Raw genomic sequence first — 23,178 nt, forward strand, 5'->3', positions numbered from 1 at the left:
GCCTCAGAATCCCGAAGTGGTTTGCTCCGGGGGTAAAACTGTTTCTATTTGCCGACGTCCGGGATCAGCGTGATCTCGACGCGTCGGTTTCGCGCGCGCCCGTCGGGCGTGTCGTTGTCCGCTATCGGTCGCGTTACGCCGTAGCCCTGGATGGCGAACTGCGTGGCCGGAATACCAGACGCGTCAATCAGCCAGTCGCGCACGGCTTGCGCGCGCGCCGTCGAAAGTTTGAGGTTGCTATCCGAATTGCCGACGTTGTCGGTGTAGCCCGCGACGAGAATCCGTTTGTCGGGATGCGCCTTGATCATGTCGAGCGCGCCGACCATCGCGCGCGTGGTGCCTGACTTCAGTCGGGACTTGCCGCTGTCGAACAGCGACATGCTGTCCAGCGTGACGACGGCGGGCGGCGGCGGGGCGGGGGGCGGTTCGTAGGAGGCGATCGCGTCGTTCAGCGCCGGCATCACGTGCATGCCCCGGTACATGCCGAACGACAGGCGCAGCGGAACACCCGTGCGCGCATACAAGTCGAGCCGGTCGCGATCGGCGATGAGGACCTTCAATGCGTCGCGCTTCGCGGCATCGTGCGCGGCCGGGGTCATCGAATACCGATCGAGATCGGTGCTGATACGCGTCAGCAACGCCTCATTATTTTTTGAGGCGCCCCAGAAGGCGACAGCGGCCGCACACGCCAGCAACGCGAGCGCATGAGCGATGGCCGCCATGCGTGGCGATATCCAATGCCGGTGAGGCATCGCCTCGATCAACGGTTGCGGCAGCGGCCACGGCAGTGGCGAGGCGCTGGCATCGGCCCGCATCACCCGAATCTGCATCTCGACGTCACGTTCCCAAGGGTTCCCCGTTCCGCTCTCGGGGCCGCAGTCGATCCAGCCGGCGCCGAACAGTGTCGAGGGCGTCGCCGGATGATGACGATCCGTCAGTGCGCCGATCACGACCCGCTGCGTCCATCCGATGATCGATGCGAGGGCCGCGGTGCGAACCGCCGTGGTCTGTTCTCCGGCCGCGTGTTGCATCTCGTTCTCGGCGGCACGGATCACCGGTTCGAAACGGCCCGCGTCCACCAGGTGGGTAGCGGAAGACACCCCGTACCACTGCGGTATCGCGGGACTGGCGGGGCCGGTCGTAAGCCGCTGGTAGATCGCAACATACCCGGGCAATCTCACGCCGAGCATGCGCGCCGCATCGGCGAACGCCTGCCGTACGGCACGCAGCTGTTGTGTCAGCATGTCCGTTCCCGTGTGCAGGGCGGGCGCGACCGTCAGCACGACGCCGTCCGGCGCGCGTCCATCGCGCCACTGCCTGACCGCCACGGCCAGCCGTGGCAGATCCTGCACGCGATCGACGCGCAGCCAGATCCCGCCGTCGCCGACGTGCGCATGTCGTGCCTCTCCAGCTTGGTTGAACAGCGCCGACAAGCCGTCGCCCGTCACGAGCACCAACGGCATGCGCGTGCGAAGTTTGACGGGGATCTCCGCGGTCGCCTCACCGAGCGCCGCCAGTATGTGTGCGCTTTGCTCACGCACGCGGAATAACTGGTGGCTGCGCCACCCGATGAGCGCGACGGCAACGAGCCCGATGATCGCCGTGAGCGTCCAGACCATGCCGCGCTCGAGCGGCAGCACAAGCCAGATCAACGCAAGCGCCGACGCGGTCGCGAACACGGTCATCACTCGGAACGGGTAGCCGAGCCCCTCGTGAGGATGGTCGGGTGCCGGCGCCGATGTCGCGGACAGGACAGGCAGGTCGGATTTCACGGCCGGGCGACCTTTGCGGATACGAGTTGCGCAACCTGCATGTCGAGCCCCGTGGCCCATGCGCCCCAGACGATCGCCACGGCTACGCAAGCGAAACCCGCGATCGCCCACGGGGACAGCCGGTAGAACCAGTCGGACAGGCGCAGGCCGGCGCGATCGGTGATGAACGGCCGGTCCGACGATGGGCGGAGCTTGTTCAACCGGGCATCCAATGAATCGATCAGCGCCGCGCGCTTTGCTTCCCCCTCGAGCGCGTCACGGGCGTAGCGGCCGACAAAACCGCACCCGAGGATGGCCGAATAACACTCGAGCAGATCGGTCTGCGGCGGTGTTTCTCGCATGCGCTCCTCGAGCCGGTCGAACACGCGCTCGCCGGCATCGTGCAGGTCGAAGCGCTCGACCTGCAACGGCTTCCCGGCCCATTCGGACCTTACATCGAGCGGCAGATGCCGCAGCGCCACCTCGTCGAGCAAGCCGCATTGCGCGATCAGCGCCTCATTGCGTACGTCGTCCGGATAACCGCGCTGCTGCAGCGCGGTCGAGAATTGGTTGATGAGCTGTCCGCAGTGTTCGCGCAATTCGTCCGCATCGCGCGTCCGGCCGCCCGGCGCCAATGTCGTGACGAGCAGCGCCGTATTGCTCAGCAGGTCCCGGATACCGCTGCCCGGCACGCGGCCGGCGCCAGGCGCTTCCTGCGGGAGGGCCGCTTCACTACGGCTAGAAGTCAGGGCGTTCATGAGCGAAGCACCGCGTAGAGTTCGAGCGAGGCGTCGGGCACGGACGCCGGCAGGTAGATCTGACAGGCGCGCGCGGCGAGCATGCGCGCATGCGCCGGATCATTCGAATCGAGCGCGAAATACTGGTTGTCGAGCCGCACCGGAATCGCGGCCGGTACACGCTGTACGGCCTTGAGCGGAATGCCGAGGAGCGCGGAATTGACGATGTGTTCGACTTCGTCCGGCGCGCCAATCTTGCAGAGCCGCGGGAACTGCTCGACGAGCGTGAAGGCGGGTGTCGGCGCATTGACCGACAGGTACCAGTCGGCAGCGCCTTCGACGATCCGCTCGTCGAGGAACTGCCCGGTCCACGTCGTCGGGCTCTGGCGGGTGAGGCCGATCGACACGACGCGCGACGGAATGATCGCGTCGAGCAGGTCGCGAATCATCGCTTCGAGCTTCGTGAACACTTTGTCGGCACGCGCGTGGTCGTACGCCGGAATGTCCGTGAGATCAGACGAAGTCGAGAAGGTCATCAGCGCGCTGGCCAGTTGCGCGAGCGTGGCGTACAGGTGCTCCGGCGATCGGCCGGGGTGGGTGGCGAACAACCTCAGTTGCGGCCAGGCGGCATGGATGCAGTGAAGCAGCCAGAAGAGCTGCACATCGGCGACACCGTATTCGGCGACCTGATCGATGCGCTCGCTGCGGCGCACGCCGAGCGCGAGGCTCTTGGCATGCAGGATGTCCGCCAGGCGATTGATGCGCTCAAGGTGCAGTGGATGACTGCCGAGCGTCAGGCACGGCGGCACGAACCGCTGATCGATCTGGAACTGGCCATTTGTTCCTCGCGTAAGCCGTGCGATCGCGCAAACCGTGTCGTCCGCATGTGACTCGAAGTCGAACAGCAGGCGCACAGCGTGGCGCTCGGCCGCGATCTCCGTTTCTCCCGTCCCGTTCAGGTCCGTGACCTTGACGAACTCCCGGTACGAGCGGCGTGGGCGCGCGAGCGTGGCCTCGTCGAAGCGGCAGTTGTTGCCGTTCGCATTCGGCAGTGCGAGCGCGGCGAGCACGACAACGCTCTGCAGATCGGCGGGGACGCCTTGAGTCAGATCGCGCGCGGAAGGCAGTGGATCGGCGAGGGTCGTATCGATCGGCGTGCCGTCCGTAAACCGAAGCTTGAGTCGCGTGAGCTTGATGCGGCCAGTGGCCAGCGCTTCCTCGTCGACCTCGACGCCTAGTGTGCCCCACGGTTGCGCGAGCGCAGCCGTCGCGAATTGATGGAGTGCAAATTCGGCCCAGCGCGCCTGCTGCTGGAAGTGCTGCTGCGTCAGGATGAGCCCCTCGTGGAACAGCGGTTTATCGATCCGCATGAGTATGGTCTGTTTGTTCGTTATCGGTTCAAGTGCGTAAGCCTATACATGATCCTGATCGAGCAGTGCAATAGCCAAGTAGTTTGGTTTACTAATTGGAATCGTGGCGGATCGTGAGATCGTAAAAACCACGAAGGCACATTTTTTTGGATTTTTATTATTGAGATTACGGAGTTGTGGTTATTTTGAGATTCTGGTGTGGCCGTTGTATGGCGGGCATATGGTGCGATATGAAATACCGAGATAATTGACAGCAGATGTGATTGCATCGGGAACTGTCTGAATTGGTGTTGATAAACGTTAAATCCATAAAAATAGACATGAAATTTGACATTTGATTGGGCTTTTATTTAGAGGCTAATACGCAACAAGCTTTGACGTGTGCCGTGTTTACCATGTATAAGTCCCGTTCGATTTCGCCGTACGAACGGAGACCACACGATGAATAATCGATCGGGACACACCGTGCATCAGGTGCTTGGCACACGTGCGCAAGGTAGCGACCACGTCGACATCGTGCCGGATGCGGTGTGCGTCTGCGCCGTGCTCGACCATTAACAACTAAGGATTGCAAATGGATAGCTTCCAGAGAGAAATTCCGAAAAGTCGCGTTTCAATTACCTTGGATCTGCATACGGGCGGCGCCCAGAAGAAGATCGAGCTGCCGCTGAAGCTGCTCGTGGCGGGCGACTTCAGCGCGGGCCGCGAGCAGGCGCCGCTGGCCGAGCGCAAGAAGGTCAACATCGACAAGAACAACTTCGATGCGGTCCTGGCGGACTATGCGCCCGATCTCAAGATCGCCGCGGAGAACACCCTGGCCGGCGATGGCTCGGAATTGCCGGTCAATCTGTCGTTCCGCTCGATGAAGGACTTCGAGCCGGAACAGGTTGCGCGCCAGATCCCGGAACTGCAGGCGATGTTGGCGATGCGCAATCTGATGCGCGATTTGAAGAGCAACCTGCTCGACAACGGCACGTTCCGCCGCGAGTTCGAGAAGATCCTGAAGGACAAGCGCCTGTCTGACAAGCTGCGCGGCGAGCTGTCGCAGATCGCGACGGCCGCGACGCAACCGGAAGGCCATGCCTGAACGCGGCCGGCCCAAGCGAGCCTTTACCGCATTCCGCAACCAGATCGCTTTACATACGCAGACAGGACAAGCAATGAAACAGAACGAATCCCGTCAGGGGGCAGCCGAGACCGTTGTGCTCGAAAACGACAGCGTCTACGCCGCGCTGTGCAACAAGATCAACCTGAAGACGGTCGCCGAGGCGCGTCCGCTCGAAGCGTTCCGCGATAACGACACGCTGTCGGAGGCATCGGCCGACGAACGCGTCGCGCGCGGCATGGACGCGCTGCTCAACCTGATCGCGAAGGAAAGCAAGCCGGTCGACCGTCTCGACAAGTCGTTACTCGATTTCCATATCGGTCAGCTCGACCGGCAGATCAGCCGCCAGCTCGACGCCGTGATGCATACGCCGGAATTCCAGGCGCTCGAGGGCCGTTGGCGCGGTCTCAAGATGCTCGTGTCACGCACGGACTTCCGCAAGAATGCGCGTATCGAAGTGCTGGACGTATCGAAGGATGCACTGCAACGCGATTTCGAGGACACGCCGGAACTGATCCAGAGCGGCCTGTATCGCCTGACCTACATCGAGGAATACGACACGCCGGGCGGCCAGCCGATCAGCGCGATGATCAGCGACTTCGAGTTCGAGAACTCGCCGATGGACGTGGCGCTCCTGCGCAACATCTCGAAGGTGGCGGCCGCCGCGCACATGCCGTTTATCGGCTCGGTCGGCGCAGCGTTTTTCGGCAAGCAGTCGATGGAGGAAGTGGCGGCCATTCAGGACATCGGCAATTACTTCGATCGCGCCGAGTACATCAAGTGGAAGAGCTTCCGCGACACCGATGACGCACGCTATGTCGGCCTGACGATGCCGCGCGTGCTGGGGCGCCTGCCGTACGGCAAGGACACGACGCCGGTGCGCGCGTTCAACTACGACGAAGCCGTGAAGGGCCCGGACCACGACAAGTACCTGTGGGTCAACGCCTCCTTCGCGTTCGCGGCCAACATGGTGCGCAGCTTCGTGAACAACGGCTGGTGCGTGCAGATCCGCGGCCCGCAGGCTGGCGGCAAGGTCGAGGATCTGCCGGTCCACCTGTACGACCTCGGCACCGGCGTGCAGCCGAAGATCCCGACGGAAGTGCTGATTCCGGAGACGCGTGAGTTCGAGTTCGCGAATCTGGGCTTCATTCCGCTGTCGTTCTACAAGAACCACGACTTCGCGTGCTTCTTCTCGGCCAGTTCGACGCAAAAGCCCGCGCTGTACGAGACCAAGGAAGCGACGGCCAACAGCCGCATCAACGCACGCCTGCCGTACATCTTCCTGCTGTCGCGGATTGCCCACTATCTGAAGCTGATCCAGCGCGAGAACATCGGCACGACCAAGGATCGGCGTCTGCTTGAGCTCGAGCTGAACAGCTGGATCAAGGGTCTCGTGACCGAGATGAAGGATCCGGGCGACGAACTGCAGGCCTCGCACCCGCTGCGCGACGCGAAGGTGACCGTCGAGGACATCGAGGATAACCCGGGCTTCTTCCGCATCAAGCTCTTCATCATCCCGCACTTCCAGGTGGAGGGCATGGACATCGGGCTGTCGCTGGTGTCGCAGATGCCGAAGGCCAAGAGCTGATTTGACGTTTGTCGCATGAGCCGCCGGGGCCGTCATGGCCCCGGCGTTGTTGTCCGTCCCTCTCGCGCGTTCATGAGAATTCCTGCATGTCGATGATCCTGCCTACCCAGGCTTATGAATTGAAGCTGGCGCCACATCCGGCGCCAACGTCCGTCCTCAAGTTCGCGGGGCGGGATGCCGTGAGCGAGCTGTATCGCTACGACATCGAGTTCACGAGCCCGATGGCCGGTATTCCGATGGATCAGATGGTCGGTCGCCCGGCGAAATTCATCATCGCCCCGGTCGATCCGAACATGGACTACTTGCGCAGGATGTTCGGCGAGCGGGCGGCGCAATTCAGCAAGATGCCGCCGGCATACACGATCCACGGCGTTATCACGGAGTTCGATGAGCTCGGCACCTCGGCGGACGAGACGCACTATCGGGTCCGGCTCGAGCCCACGCTCGCCGATCTGAATCGGGGCGTGACGAGCCGGCTGTTCCAGAAGCAGTCGGTCGAGGAGATCGTCACCGATACGCTGCGCCATTACGGCTACCGGGCCGGCGTCGACTTCCAGTTCCAGCTACGCGGGAAGTACAAGCGGCACGAATACATCACCCAGTATCACGAGACCACGTTCGCCTTTATCCGGCGCCTGTGCGCGGAAGAGGGAATCTGGTTTCGCTGGGAGCAGAAGAAGGATCACGCGGTGCTGGTGTTCGGCGACGATCTCGATGCGTACGCGCGCAAGCAACGTACCGTGTCGTATCGGCGCGACTCGGGGCTGGAGAGCGCCGGCCGGGACGCGATCAAGACGCTCGAGAAGCGGACCCGGCGCGTGCCTGAAGCCGTGCGGCTGCACGATTACAACCACCGGCAGGCCGGTGTGTCGCTGCTCGTCGAGGAAAACGCCGCGCGCGCGGACAAGTCGACGAACGGTGTCGACTACCGCTGGGGCGAGCATTACGAGACGCCGGAGGAAGGTCAGCAGATCGCTCGTCGGCGCCACGAGGAGTATCTAGCCGCGCAGATTACCTTCAACGGCGCGGGCAATCCGTTCTGGCTCGAAGCGGGCGAGGTGATGCGCGTCGACCCGGTTCAGGCCGATGCGAAGCACGGGATCTTCATCACGTCGGTCGAATCGCGCGGCGGGCGCAGTGAATCATTTTGGGTGAGCTTCGAGGGAATTGCGTCGGACCGGGTCTGGCGTACGCCGATGACCTCGATCGAGCGACCGGCTATCGACGGCATCCTGCCGGCCCGCATTACGTCACCGGGCGACTACAAGTACGCGTACCTGACCGAGCAGGGCTGGTACGTGATCAAGCTGCCGTTCGATCTCGATGAGTGGAGTCCGGGTGGCACGAGCCGGCCGGTGCGGTTCGCAAAGCCGTATAGCGGCGACAACTATGGGCATCATTTCCCGCTGATCGACGGGGCGGAGGTGGCGATCGTCTTTACGGACGGCCATCCGGATCGGCCCGTGATTATCGGCGCGATGCACGACAGCCTGCATCCGGATCTCGTCAACAACCTGAATCACACTCGGAACCTGATCCGCACGGCCGCGCAGAACGAGTTGCGGATGGAGGACAAGGAGGGTGTCGAGCATATTCATCTGACGACGCCGTTTCAGACCAGTGAGCTCAATCTCGGGCATATGGTCGATGGGGAGCGCAAGGAGCGAGGCAAGGGGGCTGAGCTCCGGACGGATGAGCACGTCTCGGTTCGGGGCGCAAAAGGGGTGCTTGTCACCGCTGAAGCTCAATCGAGTGCCTCGGGTCAACAACTTGCGATGCAGGGCGCCCAGGGGTTGCTCGATCTGGCACTGCAGCAGATGCGGTCTCTCAGTGAGGCGGCCAGTGCAGCGCAAGCTGTCGCGGCGGATTACGACCGTCAACGCGCGTTGCTCGACGGAACGCTCAAGGAACTGAAAAAATCGGGCGTGCTTGTCAGTGCGCCGGACGGGATGGGACTGGCATCCGGAACCGATCTTCAACTTACTGCGAACGACAATCTGATTGCCACCGCCGGCGGAAACGCTGATATCGGCGTCATGAAGCGGTTCACGGTTGCCGCGGGCGAACTCGTATCGCTATTTGCACAGAAACTCGGGCTGAAACTTTTTGCAGCTCGTGGCAGGGTCGAGATCCAGGCGCAGAGTGACGAGATGCACTTGATGTCCGAGAAGGACATGCGGATGACCAGTGCCAACGGGCGGGTCACGATCGAAGCGAAAAGCGAGCTGATACTCAAATGTGGCGGTTCCTACGTCCGGATCTCGTCCAACGGTATCGAGGACGGCACTCAGGGTAATCGGACTATCAAGTCCGCGGCATTCAGCCGCCAAGGACCGTCGTCGTTGGGCGAATCCATGAACACGTGGAAGCACGCGAACTTCGATGAGGAGTTCGCTCTCCAGTGGCCCTTTGACGGCAAGCCTGTCGCCCATCACAAGTTCTCGATTATTCGTGAGGACGGGAGCGTGCTCAGAGGTATCACTGACGCGAACGGGAAAACGGGGCTCCAGAAGAGCATATTTGCGGATGGCGTGCGCCTCCGTATCGACGCCGAATAAGAGTGGAGATCAAATAGCCCGACCACAATGCTATTCGTTCCCGACCTTTCTGTCGCAGAATAGATTAGAGAGATTGCATGGCAACAATTGAACGTATCATTCCACCTAAAATAGCCGAAGATGGCTCTATTCACTACTCGTCCGTAATGTCACCGTGCGATGACAGCATTGCTGTGTGCCCAATGATTCCAACGAGGGTAATTCCCGTCATTTTTGTACCTGGCGTGATGGGTACTAATTTGATGGGTTCAGACGGAAGCCCGGTGTGGTTGGTCAATGGCACTTGGAGCGTGTTGAAAGACTGGGGCATGAGGGGCCCTGAAAAGCGAAAACGGCTCCTTGATCCGCAGACCACCGTGGTCTATGGGGGCGGGGATATCCCCCAAGGTACCGCGCAAACAGATGCAGAGTTGAAGCGGCGCGGCTGGGGTGAGGTTGGCAACATGAGCTACGGAACTTTCCTGCCCTGGCTTGAAAATGCCCTTAACGATCCTTTAAGGGCACGAGAAGGGCTCCGATCGGAATTGATGAAGAGACTGGTTGCACAGGCGCCCACGGTTGATCTGTTGACGCATGACGAAGTCGCCATGTCATATCGATATCAGCTTCCCGTTCATGCCGTCGGCTACAACTGGTTGCAGTCAAATGAGGTTTCTGCCAAGCGTCTGAACGAAAGAATCGACGACTTCATGCGGCATTACCGCGACAAGGGTTACATGTGCACCCATGTCGTTATTGTGACGCACTCGATGGGCGGCCTTGTTGCGAGATACTACTCCGAGGTCCTCAACAAACGAAGCAATGTCCTAGGTATCGCTCATGGCGTCATGCCAACGACAGGGGCGGCGACCGCCTATAAACGGGTGAAAGCCGGCACTGAAATGCCCGCCGGATTGGCGCTGGGTTCGAACTCAGCGGAAATGACCGCGGTGTTCGCTCAGGCACCAGGGCCGCTCCAATTGCTTCCCAGCATCGAGTATGGGATGGGTTGGCTGAAGGTGCAGGACGGAGCACGCTTGATTAGTTTACCCGCTTCCGACCCGTACAAGGAAATCTATCTGAGCCGCGGGCAATGGTGGAGTCTGATTGACGACAAGCTTGTCGATCCACTGGACAGGAAGAAGAAATCCATCGATAAAAGCTGGATTGCATATGCTCAGATAATAGAGGATGATGTTATTTCGTTTCACAAAAAAATATCTGGAAATTATCACGGCAATACCTATGCTTTTTATGGTGAAGATCCAAAGCACAAAGCATGGGGTGACGTGATGTGGACGCGTAGGATCGCTTCACGGCATGAAATTGTTTCGAAATTTCCACAAATAAATAATCCGCTCAATGGTCGATTGATTTCGGAGACGGGAAAAGGGACTATCGGGATGATGTCTTCGCGCGGAGGACAAGAAGATCTTGCGATATTCGACATCCAGCCAGCGGCGGAAGACGGTGATGGCACAGTGCCAAAACGTTCCGGAAGAGCGCCGAGTGGCAAAGTTAAGGTATGCGTTCCTTACCAGGGCGTTGATCACGAGGGCGCTTATAAAGAACGGCCTCAGCAACTATTTGCGTTGTGGGCGATTACTAAGATTGCCTACAATGTTCGGTTTACGAATATGGCATACAAATCATGACTCTGATCAAGATTTCAGTGATATCCATATTTTCAATATTTTTTGCCGGCTGCAATAAATCAACTGGGCTTAATGAGAAAGAGGGGGCGATTGTGAATACTCTGACCGAGAAGATGAATGTTCACTGTATCGGACGATATCAGATCAGTATGCCTGGCGATGTCTTGACTTTCGGGCGCGCTAAGATTCAGGGGGTGTCGTTCGATGCAAAGGCAATGTCGGCGGATGAGTATCGTCACGCGATCGATGCATACGAGGCGACGTTAAAGGCGACAACAAGTCCGTTGGGATATCGCTTCCTTTACGAGTACGGTGAGGGACCAAGTAAAGGTACCAAGTACTTTGTCCATCTCAAATATGAAGGACAGTCTGGCGACATGAGCCGGCTTGTAGAAGCCTACAAGTGGGATGCTGGATATCAAATCAAACTTCAGATCGAGGCGAGAGATCAAATTAACAGCGAGTATGTCAAAGAAAACAAGGGCACACCCTACGGCATACCGGGAGAGTTGATCAATGATGTACCGGAAAAAAAGCAGCTGATCTTCGATCTGCTGAGAAGAGTAGAAGGGCGTGCAGACAAAAGTATTCCCGCGGTGCCTGGGGTTTGCTTCCTGGGTGGGTTTCTTCCAGGGAAGGCAGGCAATCCGGAGGTGGTGGCTACCCAATTTGTACCACTCAATCACCGGGATGTCAGTTTCGACATCGAAACCGATACCGAGATTCAGGAGCCGAACACTCTTCTGGAGCGAGGCGAATCTATAAACGGCGTGCTACGTCATAACGGTGGACGAACGATTCGGAAAGGCCGAGTCACTTTGGAAGGTATAGAGGCCGTGGAATGGTTGGTATCGGGGAAAACGACGCTGGGAATTCCAGGACATCATTTGACGTTGGAGGCCAACTCAAAAACGGGCAGTGCGGAAACGCCACTGCTTACTTTGGACATGGATACCGGCGCGCCGAACAGAGTATTGCAGGACAAGATTGACAAGGCATCCTTGACTGAGGCAGAAACCATTGCGGTGTGGGATGCGGTGTCTCGTAGTCTTCGCCCTCGGCCTAACGCCTTTTGAGAATGACCGATGGCCGTTGACTTCGAAAAGCTGCCACCGGAGGAACCCGTACCGGACAAACCTCCTTCGCGCTTCATCTGGACTATCGTGTTTTTCGTGATCGTGCTGGCCGGAGTTTTCGCCGTCCTGCTGTTCTGGCCGAAAGGCGAGTCAACGCGAACCCTATGGTTCTGGATATGCGTCACCGCGTATCCGGTTGGCGTTGCAGCCTTCGTCGTGTTGCGGCGCTATAGCGTCTACGAGGGGCGTCGGCTGGACGCCATCGAGTGGAACGCAGCGCGAGGAAAGCACGTGAATAGCGTATTCGATCAGGCCAACTGCCCGCTTGCGCTTGTTGCTGCTACATACCGGTTTGCGAGCGATGCGAAAGAAGAGCCGTTCGACAAATTGCTGGAGGGTTCGATCAAACTCGAACCGCGGACCGCGTCGAAACCCGATACGCCTCCGGTGAACGCACGCTGGTTCGAGCAACCCGACGCAGACGAAGACGGGAAGCGATTCATGATCGACGACGAGCGACGTCGTCACGTGCGCGAGTGGGTGTTCGGGGCACTGATCCAAGATGTCGCTGAAGCGGTGCGTTCATTGTCATCGGAATCGAAACTGGCGATCCAGTTGGTATTGCCGGACACGGCGAACGCGGATGAAGCGTTGGCATCATGGAACAAGCAATGGGCGAAATCCGATCTTCGGTCACTCAAAGCCAAGATACTGCCAGCGCCTCCCGACTTGATGGCGCTTGACGCGTGGCTGGATCGAATCAACCAGAAGCGAGATCACGAGGCACGTCTGCTTGTGTTCGTTCGGTTGAACTCCATTCTTCAGGCGCTTCCGCCGGAAGGAAGCGCGGAGGCTGGCGTTGCGCTTCTGGTCGCACCGGAGCGGGTGCAGCGGGAATTCAAAATACAGCCGATTGCCTGGTTGCATCGACCAAACGAGACTGACACATGCCCAGTAGATGTTGCCCTCGCACGTGCGTTGCGTTGGGGGCGCGTGGAGCCCGCGGCCGTCGATCGTATCTGGCAAAGCGGTCTCGAGTCAGTCACAGCAAATGAGGCGAGTACGGCCGTAGTCAAGGCTGGTATCGCCGCGAAGCCCGCGAACATCGATTACATGGTCGGGCATGCAGGCGAAGTCGCGTCCTGGCTGGGTGTGGCGTGTGCAGCCAAGGCAGCGGCACAGGATGGTTCGGCCCAGCTGGTTGTGACCGCCGGCAAGAAAGGACCTTGCTTCACTGTTTTGCGGAATGTCGACCCGCAATGAAGGGGGGGCACGGGTGTCTTTTCCGCTCTTTGCATCGCGGCAGCGCACAGGGCAACACTCGGCCCCCCAGGAACTCAGGAGATTAAATCATGGTCAGGCGGTACGACATTTTGAAAGGCGACAAGACAACATCGGACGGCACGGTATTGGGAGGCGATTCGAACGACCGGGTCGGCGATCGCGAACAGGCGTACGAGCGCGACGATGTCTGGTGCTCCGCATGCCAGGCGGTGGGAAAAATTGTGTGCCAAGGCCCGCGCTTGTCGATGCGGGGGCCGGACGGTCGGGAAGGCGCGCTCAGCGATGATCTATGCGTATGCAAGTGCGATCCGCCGCCCCGACTGCTGCCATCCCAGCAGTCGTCTTATGTGGACATCTGAGTTGAGGCGAAAGACTTCGGCAACAAACCGCATTCGCGTCGTCGCTTACCAACGCGCCTGCATCTGTATGAGCAAACTCGGTTCAATTTCTATTCAATATGCTTCGCAAGTTCCGGATCGACATTCTGAGCGTCGTTATTGTGGTCATCCTGCCTGGGCTGCTAATCTGGTTCAAGGGCGACTGGGTCGGCTTGCGCTCGGCCGAACAGCGCGCGATGGGACTTGTCGCGCTGTGCATCGTCTTCGTCGTGCTGTATCTGTGGTTCAGCTTCGACGCTTCGTCCCGCCCAGCCGTGGCAGCGCGGCGTATTCGGTATTGGGTCGCGAAACAGATCGATTCATCATCTGAGCCGCGCGATGCCAATGCCCCGCTCGGTGACTCGCGCGGTGCTGCGTTGCGTAATTGTCTTCGCGACCGTCACGGCTGGCGCTGGCCCTACCGGGATCGCTGGGTGCTGGTTGCCGGCGACGAACCGCTCGTCAAGCGCCTGGCACCAGGCCTCGCCGACACCGGCTATGCGATCACCGGCGACACCGTCCTGCTCTACGCGAAACAAACGAGCAACACGCTCGACACGGATTGGCTCGAGCAAATCCGCCGCCTGCGCCGTCGCCGCCCGGTCGACGCGATCGTCGCGGTGACGCGTAACCGCAGCTCGGCCCATGCGCCGTTCGACGCCGACAATCTCTCGCAGCGGCTCGCCCGTCACGCACGTGCACTGCATTGGGCGGCGCCCGCATATCTGCTCAACGTCACGGATTTCGGCGACGAAACGTCGAGTCCCGACGAAGCGATCGGCTTCACGTGGGCGAACGCGCGCATCAAGGCTGACGAGATCGACGCTTCGTTGGGCGACCTCGCCTACAACCTCGCGGACGTGGGCGTCGTGCGTTTGACGAAGGATGCGGGTGACCGCTATCCCGCCGAGCTGTCGCGGCATATTTCGGATCTGCGCGTCGCGTTGTCGGGATTGGTGCTGCAAACCGCCCAGTCCCGCGTCTGGCGGCACGCGGTTCATGGCGTCCTGTTCGCACCGTTGTTCAAGGCGCGGGAACTGGCACCTCCGGCATCCGGCGCCCCGGAAGACGACGAGTTGCCGCTCGGCCCGCAACATCGAACGATCTGGCAGATGGTCGCCGAGCACAGTCGCAAGATCCACGGCCGCCGGGTCGGCTTCTCGCTGTCGACGACGGCCGCGTGGCTCACCACGACCCTGATCGGCTTGTGGATCGTCGGCACGATGGTGTCGGGCTTCACGAACCGCGCGACGATTCAGGCAGCCGGGGACACGCTCACGAAGCTGTCGGGAACGCAGGATCGCACCCAGGCGATGTTGACGCTGGACCGTCTCGACAAGCAGATCGACACGCTCGAAGTCCATCGGCGCGACGGCGCCCCTTGGCTGACCCGTTTCGGCCTGAACCGCGACGGCGCGCTGCTCGACGCACTGTGGCCGCGCTACGCCAACGTGGCGAGCCGCATCCTCGTTGCACCGATCCGTCAGAAGCTCGAGGAACGCCTGCATCAGCTCGCGTCCCTGTCAGACGCCGAGATCGCCAGCGGCGGGAATGCGCAGGTACAGGCCGCCTACGACACGCTGAAGGCCTACCTGATGCTCGCGAAGCCCGAACGCGCTGTCGCGTCATTCCTGACACCGCAGCTCGCTGCAACGGCGGCACCCGTGCGACCGGGCAACTCGCCGCTATCGTCGGGCGCCTGGGAAGACCTTCGCCAGCACACGATTGCCTTCTTTGCGGACCATTTGGGCCGCGGTGGGTTGCCGGCAATCACCCCGGATCTCGGCCTCGTTGCTTCGACCCGCCAGACGGTCATTGGCGTGCGCGGCATCCAGAACTCGACCGACGCTGTGTACCAGCAGATCCTCGACGACGCGAAGGCCAAATATCCGCCCGTGTCGCTCGCGACACTGCTAGGCGATACGACCAGCCGCGGCCTGTTCAACACCACGGCGACGGTCCCGGGCGTGTTCACGCGCGCAGCATGGGACGAACGGATCGCGAAGGCGATCGACGAAGCGAGCGAGCGGCAAAACGCTGCGGGCGACTGGGTGTTATCCGACGTCAAGACTACCCAGGCCACCCCGTCGACCTTGAAGGCCGACCTGCGCCAGCGTTACTTCGACGACTACGCGCGCGCCTGGGCGCTGTTCCTCAACGGCCTGCGCTGGCAACCCGCCGCAACGCTGTCGGCCACGGCCGACCAGTTGACGCTGCTTGGCGACCCGCAACGCTCGCCGCTTGTCGCGCTGATGAACGCAGTCGTCTACCAGGCCGGCACCGGCGCGAATGCGCAGTCGCTGGCCGACAACCTGATCAACAAGGCGCAGCAACTTGTCGGCGGCAGCGAGAAGGACCCGTCGAAGCAGGCTCAGCCGCAGCTTGCGCCGCTTGCCACGGCTTTCGGCCCGATCTTGCGCCTGACCGGCAGTGATCTGGTGTCAGGTGCGCCAGGCAACGGCAAAGCCGCCGCGCAGCTCGCCGCGACTGGAGACTTGAGTCTCGCGCGCTACCTCGAGCGGGTCACTGCGATGCGGCTCAAGGCGTCGCAGATCGTTTCCGGCGCCGATCCGGACGCGATGGCGCGTCTGGCCGCGCAGTCGGTGCTGCAGGGCAAGACATCCGACATCGCCGACAGCCGCGACTACGCAAGCCGGTTGGCCGCCAGCCTGGGCGAGCAGTGGTCGGGGTTCGGCGAACTGTTCCGCGCGCCGTTCGATCAGTCGTGGCAGGTCGTCGTGCAGCCGGCCGCCGCGAGCCTGAACGAGATCTGGCGCACCGCAATCCTGGCCGACTGGAACAGGGCATTCGGCGGCCGCTATCCGTTCGCCGACTCCGACAACGATGCGTCGTTACCCGAAATGGCACGCTTCATGCGCCCCGACAACGGCGTGATCACGCAGTTCGTCACGACGCAGCTGGCTGGCGTCATCGAGCGGCAGGGCGACCGGTGGGTGGCCGCGCAGGGCGCCGGCCACGGCGCGCTGACGATCGATCCGGGCTTCCTCGCCAGCCTGAACAAGCTCACGCGAATCTCGACGGTGCTGTTCCCGTCCGGCGACGCGCGCGTGCGCTATGAGTTGCAGGCGGTGCCGACACCGGGCGTCACCGACATGCGGTTCGTGCTGTCCGGACGCGAATTGCACTACTTCAACCAGAAGCAGGAGTGGACGCCGTTCGAGTGGCCGGGCCAGTCGCTGGAAAACCTGTCGCACATCGAATGGCAGACCGAGCAGGGTGGCTTGCGTACCGCGCTGGATTCGCAGGGCCGATTCGGCCTGATCCGGCTGCTGGAGCGTGCGAAGGTGTCGCAGCAGGACGGCGCGCGCTATCTGCTGACCTGGACGCCGGACACGAGCCAAGGCATTCCACTCAGGGTGCAGCTACGCAGCGAGGCGGGCGCGGGGCCGCTGGACGTGCTGCAGTTGCGCAACTTCACGCTGCCGACGCGAATTTTCGTGACCGGCTCGACAAAATCGGGACCGAAGCTTTCGTCCAGCAATCCACCGCCGTTACCGGCATCGATGATCGCGGCGGCGAAGCACGCCGCGGTGCCCCTGCCGCGTGGCACGTTTTCGGAGACCGAATAATGCTGGGTGGACTGTTCAAGAGCCTCTTTCCGGCGCGCGACGACGCCGAGCAACTCGTGCGTGCACGGCTCGACACATGGAGTGCATGGTTGCAGCCGCTTGCCGGCGAGAGCGGGGTCGGCCGCGATCCCGGCTACGAGGACGTATTCTTCGCGCTTCGGGAAGAAACGCAAAAGCTTTCCGGTATCGATGACGGACTGATCGTCCGATCCTGCGAACAGCTTCTCAACGAAACCGGCAAGGATCTGCGTCTGGCGGGCTACCACGCGTTTGCGCGGTTGCGGCAGGACGGCCCCGCCGGTTTCGCGGACGGACTCGAGCTCGCGGCCGCGCTCGTCGACCGGTTCGGAGAAGCGGTGCTGCCCGCGCGCGCCGAGGCAAAGAAGGGCGCGCTCGAAATGCTGGCAACCGCGCGCGTGCTCGAGCTGCTGGAAAGCCGCGGCGAGTTCGCGCCCGCCGATCTCGAGCGGGCGCTCGCCGCGCTCGATGTGCTGGTGGCCATCACCGGCGCGTGGCCAGACGCAGCGCGCCCGAACCTGCAGCCGCTCGTCTCTCGTTTCGAGCGCAATGGCGAAGCGCCGCGCAGCATGGAAACCGAGACGGTTGCGTCAGCAACCACAACCGCGTCGACGACATCCGGCGCGATAGCGTCGACACGCGATTTGCTGGAGCAGGCGCGCACGATGGCGGTATGGCTGCGCAGCCAGGAGAACGGCTACCTGCCGTCGGTGCGGCTCGTACGCAGCATCCGCTGGGACACGCTGCACGAGGTGCCGCCGGCGGACGCAGCATCGCATACACGGCTCGTACCACCACGCGGCGAACTGAGGCAGCAAATGAAACGTCTCGTGCTGCAGAAGCAGTGGCACGAACTGCTCGAACGCGTCGAAGGCGCGTTCATGGAAGGCGTCAATCACCTGTGGTTCGACCTGCAGTACTTCCAGCATGTCGCACTCGACCACGTCGGTGCGCCGTACCACACATGGCGCGAACTGCTGCGCGCGGACTTCGCGCTGTTCCTCGAACGCTTGCCGGGCATCGAGCGGCTGGCGTTCAACGACGGCACACCGTTCGCCGACGACACGACGCTCGAATGGATCGCGCGGCACGCGGTTGTGCGAGACCTCGAAGCGGGTGAGGCCGTCGTCCCACTGCCCGTATCGGCCGACAGCGAGGGCGATGCCGCCGGCGACTGGCCGGAAATCGAGGCGCAGGCGCGCGACGCGACCGCGCGTGAGGGCGTCGAGGCCGCATTCGCGTGGCTCGAAGCGCTGCCGGGCATGAAGACCGAACGTCACCGCTATCTGCAACGGCTCGTGATGGCGCGCGTTGCCGATCATGCCGGTCGTCCTGATACGGCGCTCGCGCTGCTTGCCGAGCTCGATACGTCATCCCGGTCGCTGCCGCTGATGCGCTGGGAGCCGGCGCTGGTGTTCGAGGTCAAGCAACAGCTCGTTCGTGCATTGAAAGCGATGAGCAACCGCAAGGATGCCGACAAACCGGCACTTGCGCGCCGCATCGGCGAACTGCACGCGGAACTGACCGTGCTGGACCCGGCGCGCGCCCTGACCCTCTCATAAGAACGAAGATCAATGCAAAACGACGACCCGATTCTGCGCTACTACGAAGCGGAAATGCGCTACCTGCGCGAGTCCGGCAAGGAATTCGCGAAGGCGCATCCTGATCGCGCACGCCTGCTCAACCTCGATCGCGTCGGCGATCGCGACCCCTATGTCGAGCGGCTTTTCGAAGGCTTTGCATTCCTGACCGGCCGGCTTCGGCAGAAGCTCGACGACGAACTGCCGGAACTCACCGAAGGGCTCGTGAGCCTGCTCTGGCCGCATTATCTGCGGATGATCCCGTCGCTGTCGGTGGTCGAACTTCTCCCGCTCGCGGAAAAGCTTCAGAAGACCGAGGTGGTGCCGGCCGGCGTGCCCGTGCGTGCCGCGCCGATCACCGTGCCGCCTGCACCCGGCGCCGAGGGCACGACACCGAGAACCGTGCAGTGCCAGTACCGAACCACGCAGGCTGTCGCGCTACAACCTGTCGCCATTACGCACGCCGGACCGTTCGTCCGTTATGACGGACGGTCGGTGATCCGGCTTGGCTTTGCGCTGGACGGCTCGGCACTTCGCAAGGAAACGGATTTGTCGCGGCTGCGCCTGCACCTGAATGCGGATCTGCCGACCGCGTTCGCGATGCATCTCGCGCTCACGCGGCAGGTCGATGCGATCCAGTGGCGCATTCCGGAAGTCCGCGACGGCGAAGCGGTGCCGCTCGCCGGCGTGACGATCGAGCCGGCCGGTTTCTCGGCCGAGGAGCGGTTGTGGCCCAAGGCCGATGCGGCCTTCTCCGGCTATCAGATGCTGCTCGAATACTTCACGTTCCGCGAGAAATTTCTGTTCGTCGACCTGTGCGGACTGGACATCGCGAAGCTGCCCGAAAGTTCGACCCGCTTCGAGCTGGAGATCGTACTGACGCATGCCTATCCGTCGGACCAGCGCTTCACCGCGGAGAACGTGCGGCTGTTCTGCTCGCCCGTGATCAACCTGTTCGAGCTGGATGCGGAGCCGATCGAGATCGACCATCACGAAACCGAATACCGCGTGGTGCCGGCCGGCCATCAAGGCGAGCACGTCGAAACCTATTCGGTCGACGCGATCGCGACGTTCGATCACGACTCGGCCGAACGCTACGAATATGTGCCGTTCGCGACGTTCCGGCACCGCGGCGGCATGCTGCGACACGAGGCGCCGGAGCGCTATTTCCACACGCGCGTGCGACCAGGGGTGTCGGGGCTGCATGAAACCTGGGTGATTCTCGGCGGACACGCGTGGGAGACGATGGACACGCTGCCGGAAGAAAGCCTGTCGCTGCGCGTGACGGGAACGAATGGCCTGTTGCCGCGCAAGGGGCTGCGTGAAGCCAGTCTCGACGAACTCGCGGCCAGCACGCCGAACGTCGCGGGCGTGCGCAATCTCGTGTCGCCGACGCTGCCGCTGTATCCGCCGACGGAGGACCGTTTCCAGTGGCGCGTGCTGTCGCATCTAGCGCCGAATTTTCTGTCGATGATGAACGCGGAAGTGCTGCGCGGGGCGCTCGCGCTGTACGACTGGACCGACGATGAGCTGAACCGCCGGCGGCTGGCGGGCATTCTGTGGGTTTCGCAGGAATTGCTCGAGGAAGTAACCGGTGGCTCGGTCGAGCGCGGCGTGCTGATCGAGGTGACGCTCGATTCGCATGCGTTCGCGGGCGAGGGTGACGTGATGCTGTTCGGCGAGTTGCTGCATCGCTTCTTTGCACAATACGCGGAGATCAACCTGTTCACGAAGCTGTCGATCATCAGCCTGCCGTCGCAGGCCCGCACCGTGTGGCCGCGCAGCAAGGCGCAACGGGCGCCGCTATGAAGCAGCACGCCCCGCAGGATGTCTCCTTGGGAGACGCGTTGCCGAATCTCGAGCCGCTGGTCGCGTCGCTGCTGGCCCGCGCGCCACGCATGAACTTCATGCAGCTTTGCAGGCTGCTCGAGGTGCGGGTGCCTGACTCGCCGGGCTTGGGCACGCAGGACACGGCCGAGCATGAGCGCGTGCGCTTCCGGCCGCGGCCGCGCGTCGGCTTTCCGGCGGGAGAAATCTCGGCGGTAGAGTTTGACGACGAGCGTCCCGATGCACCGCCGACCGTACGCACGACGTTCATGGGCCTGTATGGTGTCGACGCGGCGATGCCGCCGCACATGATCGACGAGATCGTGTTGCGCGAGGAGGGGCATGAGGTCGTCGAAGCGTTTCTTGACCAGTTCAATCACCGGTACGTCACGCTGCTGTACCGCGCGTGGAAGAAATACCGCTATCCGGAAAGCTTCCGCCCGGGCGGCAGCGACGCGCATTCGCGCAACCTGCTGTGCCTGGCCGGCTTCGGGTGGGGCGACAAGCCGCGGCGCGCCGGCCTGCCGGATTCGCGATTGCTCGCGCTGCTGGGGTTGCTGATCCAGCACACGCGCACGCCCGAAGGCCTGACCGGCGTCATCGCACTGGCCGTACCCGGTATCGAGGTTCGCGTCGACGAGTTCTTTCCAGTGGCTATGCGCGTCGGACAAGCGCAGCCGCTGACGTCGGGCCAGTTTGCCGGTTCATCGGCGGAGGGCAGGCGCCGGGGCCTCGGCGGCGGCTACGTGCTGGGCAAACGGATGGCCTATCGCAGTCGCGCGGTGCGTGTGACGCTACGGCCAGCGGATGCGCAGCAGGCCCGCGATCTCCTGCCTGGCGCGTGGCTGCATCGTGAGTTGATGGCGTTCGTGCAGTTGTATGTTGGCGTCAAGGCCGACGTGCACCTGCGCATGGAATTGTCGTCACGTCATGCGCCGCAACCCGCGATCGGTCCGGCACATGCTGATCAGGCGCCGCGCCTCGGCTGGACGACCGTGCTGCCCGCCGACGAAGAGCGCGTGATCAACATCGCGCTCGGCGTCTATGAAGCGTTTCCTGCGCCCGGGACCAATCCACACCTGACACAACATGTTTGACCAGAGAAGACTATGACTATCCGCTTCGCCGTTTCGACCCTTGCATCCGTTCTGCTGCTGTCGGCATGCGGCGCATGGCAAACCGTCTCCGATGCCTCGTCGAGCGCCTACCGCACTGTCTTCTTCAAGCAGGTCAAGGTGCTCAACATCGATTTGTCGGCACGCGAGGCGTTGAATCCGGACGACGCCGGCCGCCCGACGTCGGTTGCGGTGCGCGTGTATCAGTTGAAGGACCGCAAGATGTTCGATGGCGCGTCCTACAACGACCTGCTGAAGAACGATCGGACAATGCTTGTGCAGGATCTGCAGGCCAACATGGCGACGGTCCTGAATCCGGGCGCGGCCGCGAGCCTCTCGCAGCCGATGCAGGTCGATACCAAGTATGTCGCGATTGTTGCGTTCTACCGCAACCCTGGAAGCGGCGATGACTGGAAGGTCGTGATCGAGAAGAAGAAGCTCGACGCAGACAAGCCGTTGAAGCTCGAACTGGTCGATCAGCTTCTGCTTTCTGCCAGTGCATCTGAGAATGCATCCCGGTGATCAATTGCATGTGAACGGCAATCAGGTGGCGACGACGGACGTGAAACTGGTCGTGGCGCAACGTTGTCCGTGACAGGTTCGGCACCGCATGGCGTGCCCGCCATGACGCCGCACCGTCAAAACGACGGCAACCCCGGCGGATTCGTCTCCGCGCGCGCGACCGCCTCGCTCTGCAACCCCCAGCGCGCCAGCGCCTGCCCGTAGCGGCCGTTGCCGATCAGCGCGTTCGTTGCGAGCGTCAGCGCCGGCGCGAGCCCGCTGCCGCGACGCGTCGCTATCGCGACATCCGCATTCGCCGGCCAGCCCGCGTTGACGACGCCGACCCGACGAATCTTGCCGTCGCGCGCGGCCTCGTAAGCCAGCGACGCATTCGGGTTCAGCTCGGCGTCGGCGCGGCCCGACAGCAACGCGACGCGGGCTGCCGCATCGTCGTCGAAATAGAGCAGTTCGGTCGCCTTCAGCCCTTGCGCGACGTTGCGTCGGCTCCATTCGAGCAGGATGCGCTCCTGGCTCGTGCCCGCACCCGTGATGACGCGCAGGCCCGCGACGTCCTTCGGCTCGGCAATCTTCGCGATCGGGCTCGCGGTGCGCACGTAGAAGCCGTGCAGCCCGAGCCGATAGGTCGTGAAATCGTATTTCTCCTTGCGCTTCTCGGTCACGCCGACGTTCGAGATCACGGCGTCGTACTTGCCCGACGTGAGCCCGAGCGGCCAGTCGGCCCACGCGATCGGCACCAGCACCAGCGTGCGGCCGAGCGCGTCCGCAACGAGCTGCGCATAGTCGGGATCGGCGCCCACGACCGTGCGCGCGTCGGTCGCATAGGTCGACACCGGCGGTGCGTGCGGCGAAATCGCGACCGTGAACGCGCCGTCGCGTACCCAGCGATAGTTGCCTGCCGCGCGAATCGCCGCATCGTCGCGCGACGCGCGGATCCGGCCGGACTGGCGCGGATCGAGATCGGCGGTCGCGGCCGCGTCGGCCGCGTGCCACCGGAGGCCGGCGGCGGCCCCGAGCGCGGCGGTCATGAACTGGCGTCGGTCGATCAT

Annotated in this window: 16 protein-coding genes; 12 read left to right on the forward strand and 4 right to left on the reverse strand. The window is 62.4% G+C overall.

What is annotated here, in order from left to right; all coding sequences use genetic code 11:
- Positions 1-44: 44 nt before the first annotated feature.
- Genes HWX22_RS09560 through tssK form a run of 3 tightly spaced genes read right to left on the reverse strand, consistent with a single transcriptional unit; the run spans position 45 to position 3,858 of the window.
- Positions 45-1,772 carry an OmpA family protein gene (locus HWX22_RS09560; RefSeq protein WP_244135203.1) on the reverse strand — a complete coding sequence of 576 codons (1,728 nt, stop codon included), beginning with the start codon at positions 1,770-1,772 and terminating at the stop codon, positions 45-47.
- Entirely contained in the window at positions 1,769-2,509 is a 741-nt protein-coding gene (locus tag HWX22_RS09565) for a DotU family type IV/VI secretion system protein (RefSeq protein ID WP_175915501.1), read from the reverse strand. Before HWX22_RS09565 ends, HWX22_RS09560 begins: the two co-directional genes overlap by 4 nt.
- Positions 2,506-3,858, reverse strand: coding sequence for a type VI secretion system baseplate subunit TssK (gene tssK, locus HWX22_RS09570; protein WP_175909931.1), 1,353 nt, complete (start codon positions 3,856-3,858; stop codon positions 2,506-2,508). Before tssK ends, HWX22_RS09565 begins: the two co-directional genes overlap by 4 nt.
- 574 nt (positions 3,859-4,432) lie before the next feature.
- Here tssK and tssB point away from each other — a divergent pair.
- The 12 genes from tssB (at position 4,433) to tssJ (ending at position 22,132) form a co-directional block, all read left to right on the forward strand.
- Positions 4,433-4,945, forward strand: a complete 513-nt coding sequence (gene tssB / locus HWX22_RS09575) for a type VI secretion system contractile sheath small subunit (RefSeq protein WP_059700463.1) — start codon at positions 4,433-4,435, stop codon at positions 4,943-4,945.
- A gap of 73 nt (positions 4,946-5,018) precedes the next feature.
- Positions 5,019-6,551, forward strand: coding sequence for a type VI secretion system contractile sheath large subunit (gene tssC / locus HWX22_RS09580; RefSeq protein WP_059690135.1), 1,533 nt, complete (start codon positions 5,019-5,021; stop codon positions 6,549-6,551).
- A gap of 86 nt (positions 6,552-6,637) precedes the next feature.
- Entirely contained in the window at positions 6,638-9,109 is a 2,472-nt protein-coding gene (gene vgrG / locus HWX22_RS09585) for a type VI secretion system Vgr family protein (RefSeq protein ID WP_175915502.1), read from the forward strand.
- Positions 9,110-9,186: 77 nt separating this feature from the next.
- Complete coding sequence (locus HWX22_RS09590) at positions 9,187-10,743, forward strand: hypothetical protein (RefSeq protein WP_175915503.1); 1,557 nt, start codon at positions 9,187-9,189, stop codon at positions 10,741-10,743.
- Complete coding sequence (locus tag HWX22_RS09595; protein WP_175915504.1) at positions 10,740-11,819, forward strand: T6SS immunity protein Tli4 family protein; 1,080 nt, start codon at positions 10,740-10,742, stop codon at positions 11,817-11,819. The genes HWX22_RS09590 and HWX22_RS09595 overlap by 4 nt, the downstream gene beginning before the upstream one ends.
- Positions 11,820-11,828: 9 nt before the next feature.
- A complete protein-coding gene (locus HWX22_RS09600; protein WP_175915505.1) occupies positions 11,829-13,082 on the forward strand; it encodes a hypothetical protein in 1,254 nt (417 codons plus the stop codon).
- A gap of 89 nt (positions 13,083-13,171) precedes the next feature.
- Positions 13,172-13,462 (forward strand): PAAR domain-containing protein, encoded by a 291-nt coding sequence (locus tag HWX22_RS09605; protein WP_175906906.1) that lies wholly within the window; start codon positions 13,172-13,174, stop codon positions 13,460-13,462.
- A gap of 98 nt (positions 13,463-13,560) precedes the next feature.
- A complete protein-coding gene (locus tag HWX22_RS09610; protein ID WP_175915506.1) occupies positions 13,561-17,070 on the forward strand; it encodes an ImcF-related family protein in 3,510 nt (1,169 codons plus the stop codon).
- Positions 17,070-18,650, forward strand: coding sequence for a type VI secretion system protein TssA (tssA, locus tag HWX22_RS09615; RefSeq protein WP_175915507.1), 1,581 nt, complete (start codon positions 17,070-17,072; stop codon positions 18,648-18,650). The genes HWX22_RS09610 and tssA overlap by 1 nt, the downstream gene beginning before the upstream one ends.
- Positions 18,651-18,662: 12 nt before the next feature.
- Positions 18,663-20,477, forward strand: coding sequence for a type VI secretion system baseplate subunit TssF (gene tssF, locus HWX22_RS09620; protein ID WP_175915508.1), 1,815 nt, complete (start codon positions 18,663-18,665; stop codon positions 20,475-20,477).
- A complete protein-coding gene (gene tssG, locus HWX22_RS09625; RefSeq protein ID WP_175906915.1) occupies positions 20,474-21,592 on the forward strand; it encodes a type VI secretion system baseplate subunit TssG in 1,119 nt (372 codons plus the stop codon). Before tssF ends, tssG begins: the two co-directional genes overlap by 4 nt.
- Before the next feature lie 12 nt (positions 21,593-21,604).
- Entirely contained in the window at positions 21,605-22,132 is a 528-nt protein-coding gene (gene tssJ, locus HWX22_RS09630; protein ID WP_175906917.1) for a type VI secretion system lipoprotein TssJ, read from the forward strand.
- Between the two features lie 116 nt (positions 22,133-22,248).
- On the opposite strand, the gene HWX22_RS09635 is transcribed toward tssJ, so the two are convergent.
- The gene (locus tag HWX22_RS09635) at positions 22,249-23,178 is read right to left on the reverse strand and encodes an ABC transporter substrate-binding protein (RefSeq protein WP_175915509.1); all 930 of its coding nucleotides are present in this window, start codon (positions 23,176-23,178) and stop codon (positions 22,249-22,251) included.

This window comes from Burkholderia sp. BCC1638 (assembly GCF_902833195.1).
GTDB lineage: Bacteria > Pseudomonadota > Gammaproteobacteria > Burkholderiales > Burkholderiaceae > Burkholderia > Burkholderia diffusa.

Excerpts from the sequence above, each read along its gene's own strand:
- HWX22_RS09610 (WP_175915506.1), top strand. The coding sequence starts at position 13,561 with ATGCTTCGCAAGTTCCGGATCGACATTCTGAGCGTCGTTATTGTGGTC.
- HWX22_RS09605 (WP_175906906.1), top strand. The coding sequence starts at position 13,172 with ATGGTCAGGCGGTACGACATTTTGAAAGGCGACAAGACAACATCGGAC.
- HWX22_RS09590 (WP_175915503.1), top strand. The coding sequence starts at position 9,187 with ATGGCAACAATTGAACGTATCATTCCACCTAAAATAGCCGAAGATGGC.
- tssF (WP_175915508.1), top strand. The coding sequence starts at position 18,663 with ATGCAAAACGACGACCCGATTCTGCGCTACTACGAAGCGGAAATGCGC.
- tssA (WP_175915507.1), top strand. The coding sequence starts at position 17,070 with ATGCTGGGTGGACTGTTCAAGAGCCTCTTTCCGGCGCGCGACGACGCC.
- HWX22_RS09565 (WP_175915501.1), bottom strand. The coding sequence starts at position 2,509 with ATGAACGCCCTGACTTCTAGCCGTAGTGAAGCGGCCCTCCCGCAGGAA.
- tssJ (WP_175906917.1), top strand. The coding sequence starts at position 21,605 with ATGACTATCCGCTTCGCCGTTTCGACCCTTGCATCCGTTCTGCTGCTG.
- vgrG (WP_175915502.1), top strand. The coding sequence starts at position 6,638 with ATGTCGATGATCCTGCCTACCCAGGCTTATGAATTGAAGCTGGCGCCA.
- HWX22_RS09600 (WP_175915505.1), top strand. The coding sequence starts at position 11,829 with ATGGCCGTTGACTTCGAAAAGCTGCCACCGGAGGAACCCGTACCGGAC.
- tssG (WP_175906915.1), top strand. The coding sequence starts at position 20,474 with ATGAAGCAGCACGCCCCGCAGGATGTCTCCTTGGGAGACGCGTTGCCG.
- tssK (WP_175909931.1), bottom strand. The coding sequence starts at position 3,858 with ATGCGGATCGATAAACCGCTGTTCCACGAGGGGCTCATCCTGACGCAG.
- HWX22_RS09635 (WP_175915509.1), bottom strand. The coding sequence starts at position 23,178 with ATGATCGACCGACGCCAGTTCATGACCGCCGCGCTCGGGGCCGCCGCC.
- tssC (WP_059690135.1), top strand. The coding sequence starts at position 5,019 with ATGAAACAGAACGAATCCCGTCAGGGGGCAGCCGAGACCGTTGTGCTC.
- HWX22_RS09595 (WP_175915504.1), top strand. The coding sequence starts at position 10,740 with ATGACTCTGATCAAGATTTCAGTGATATCCATATTTTCAATATTTTTT.
- tssB (WP_059700463.1), top strand. The coding sequence starts at position 4,433 with ATGGATAGCTTCCAGAGAGAAATTCCGAAAAGTCGCGTTTCAATTACC.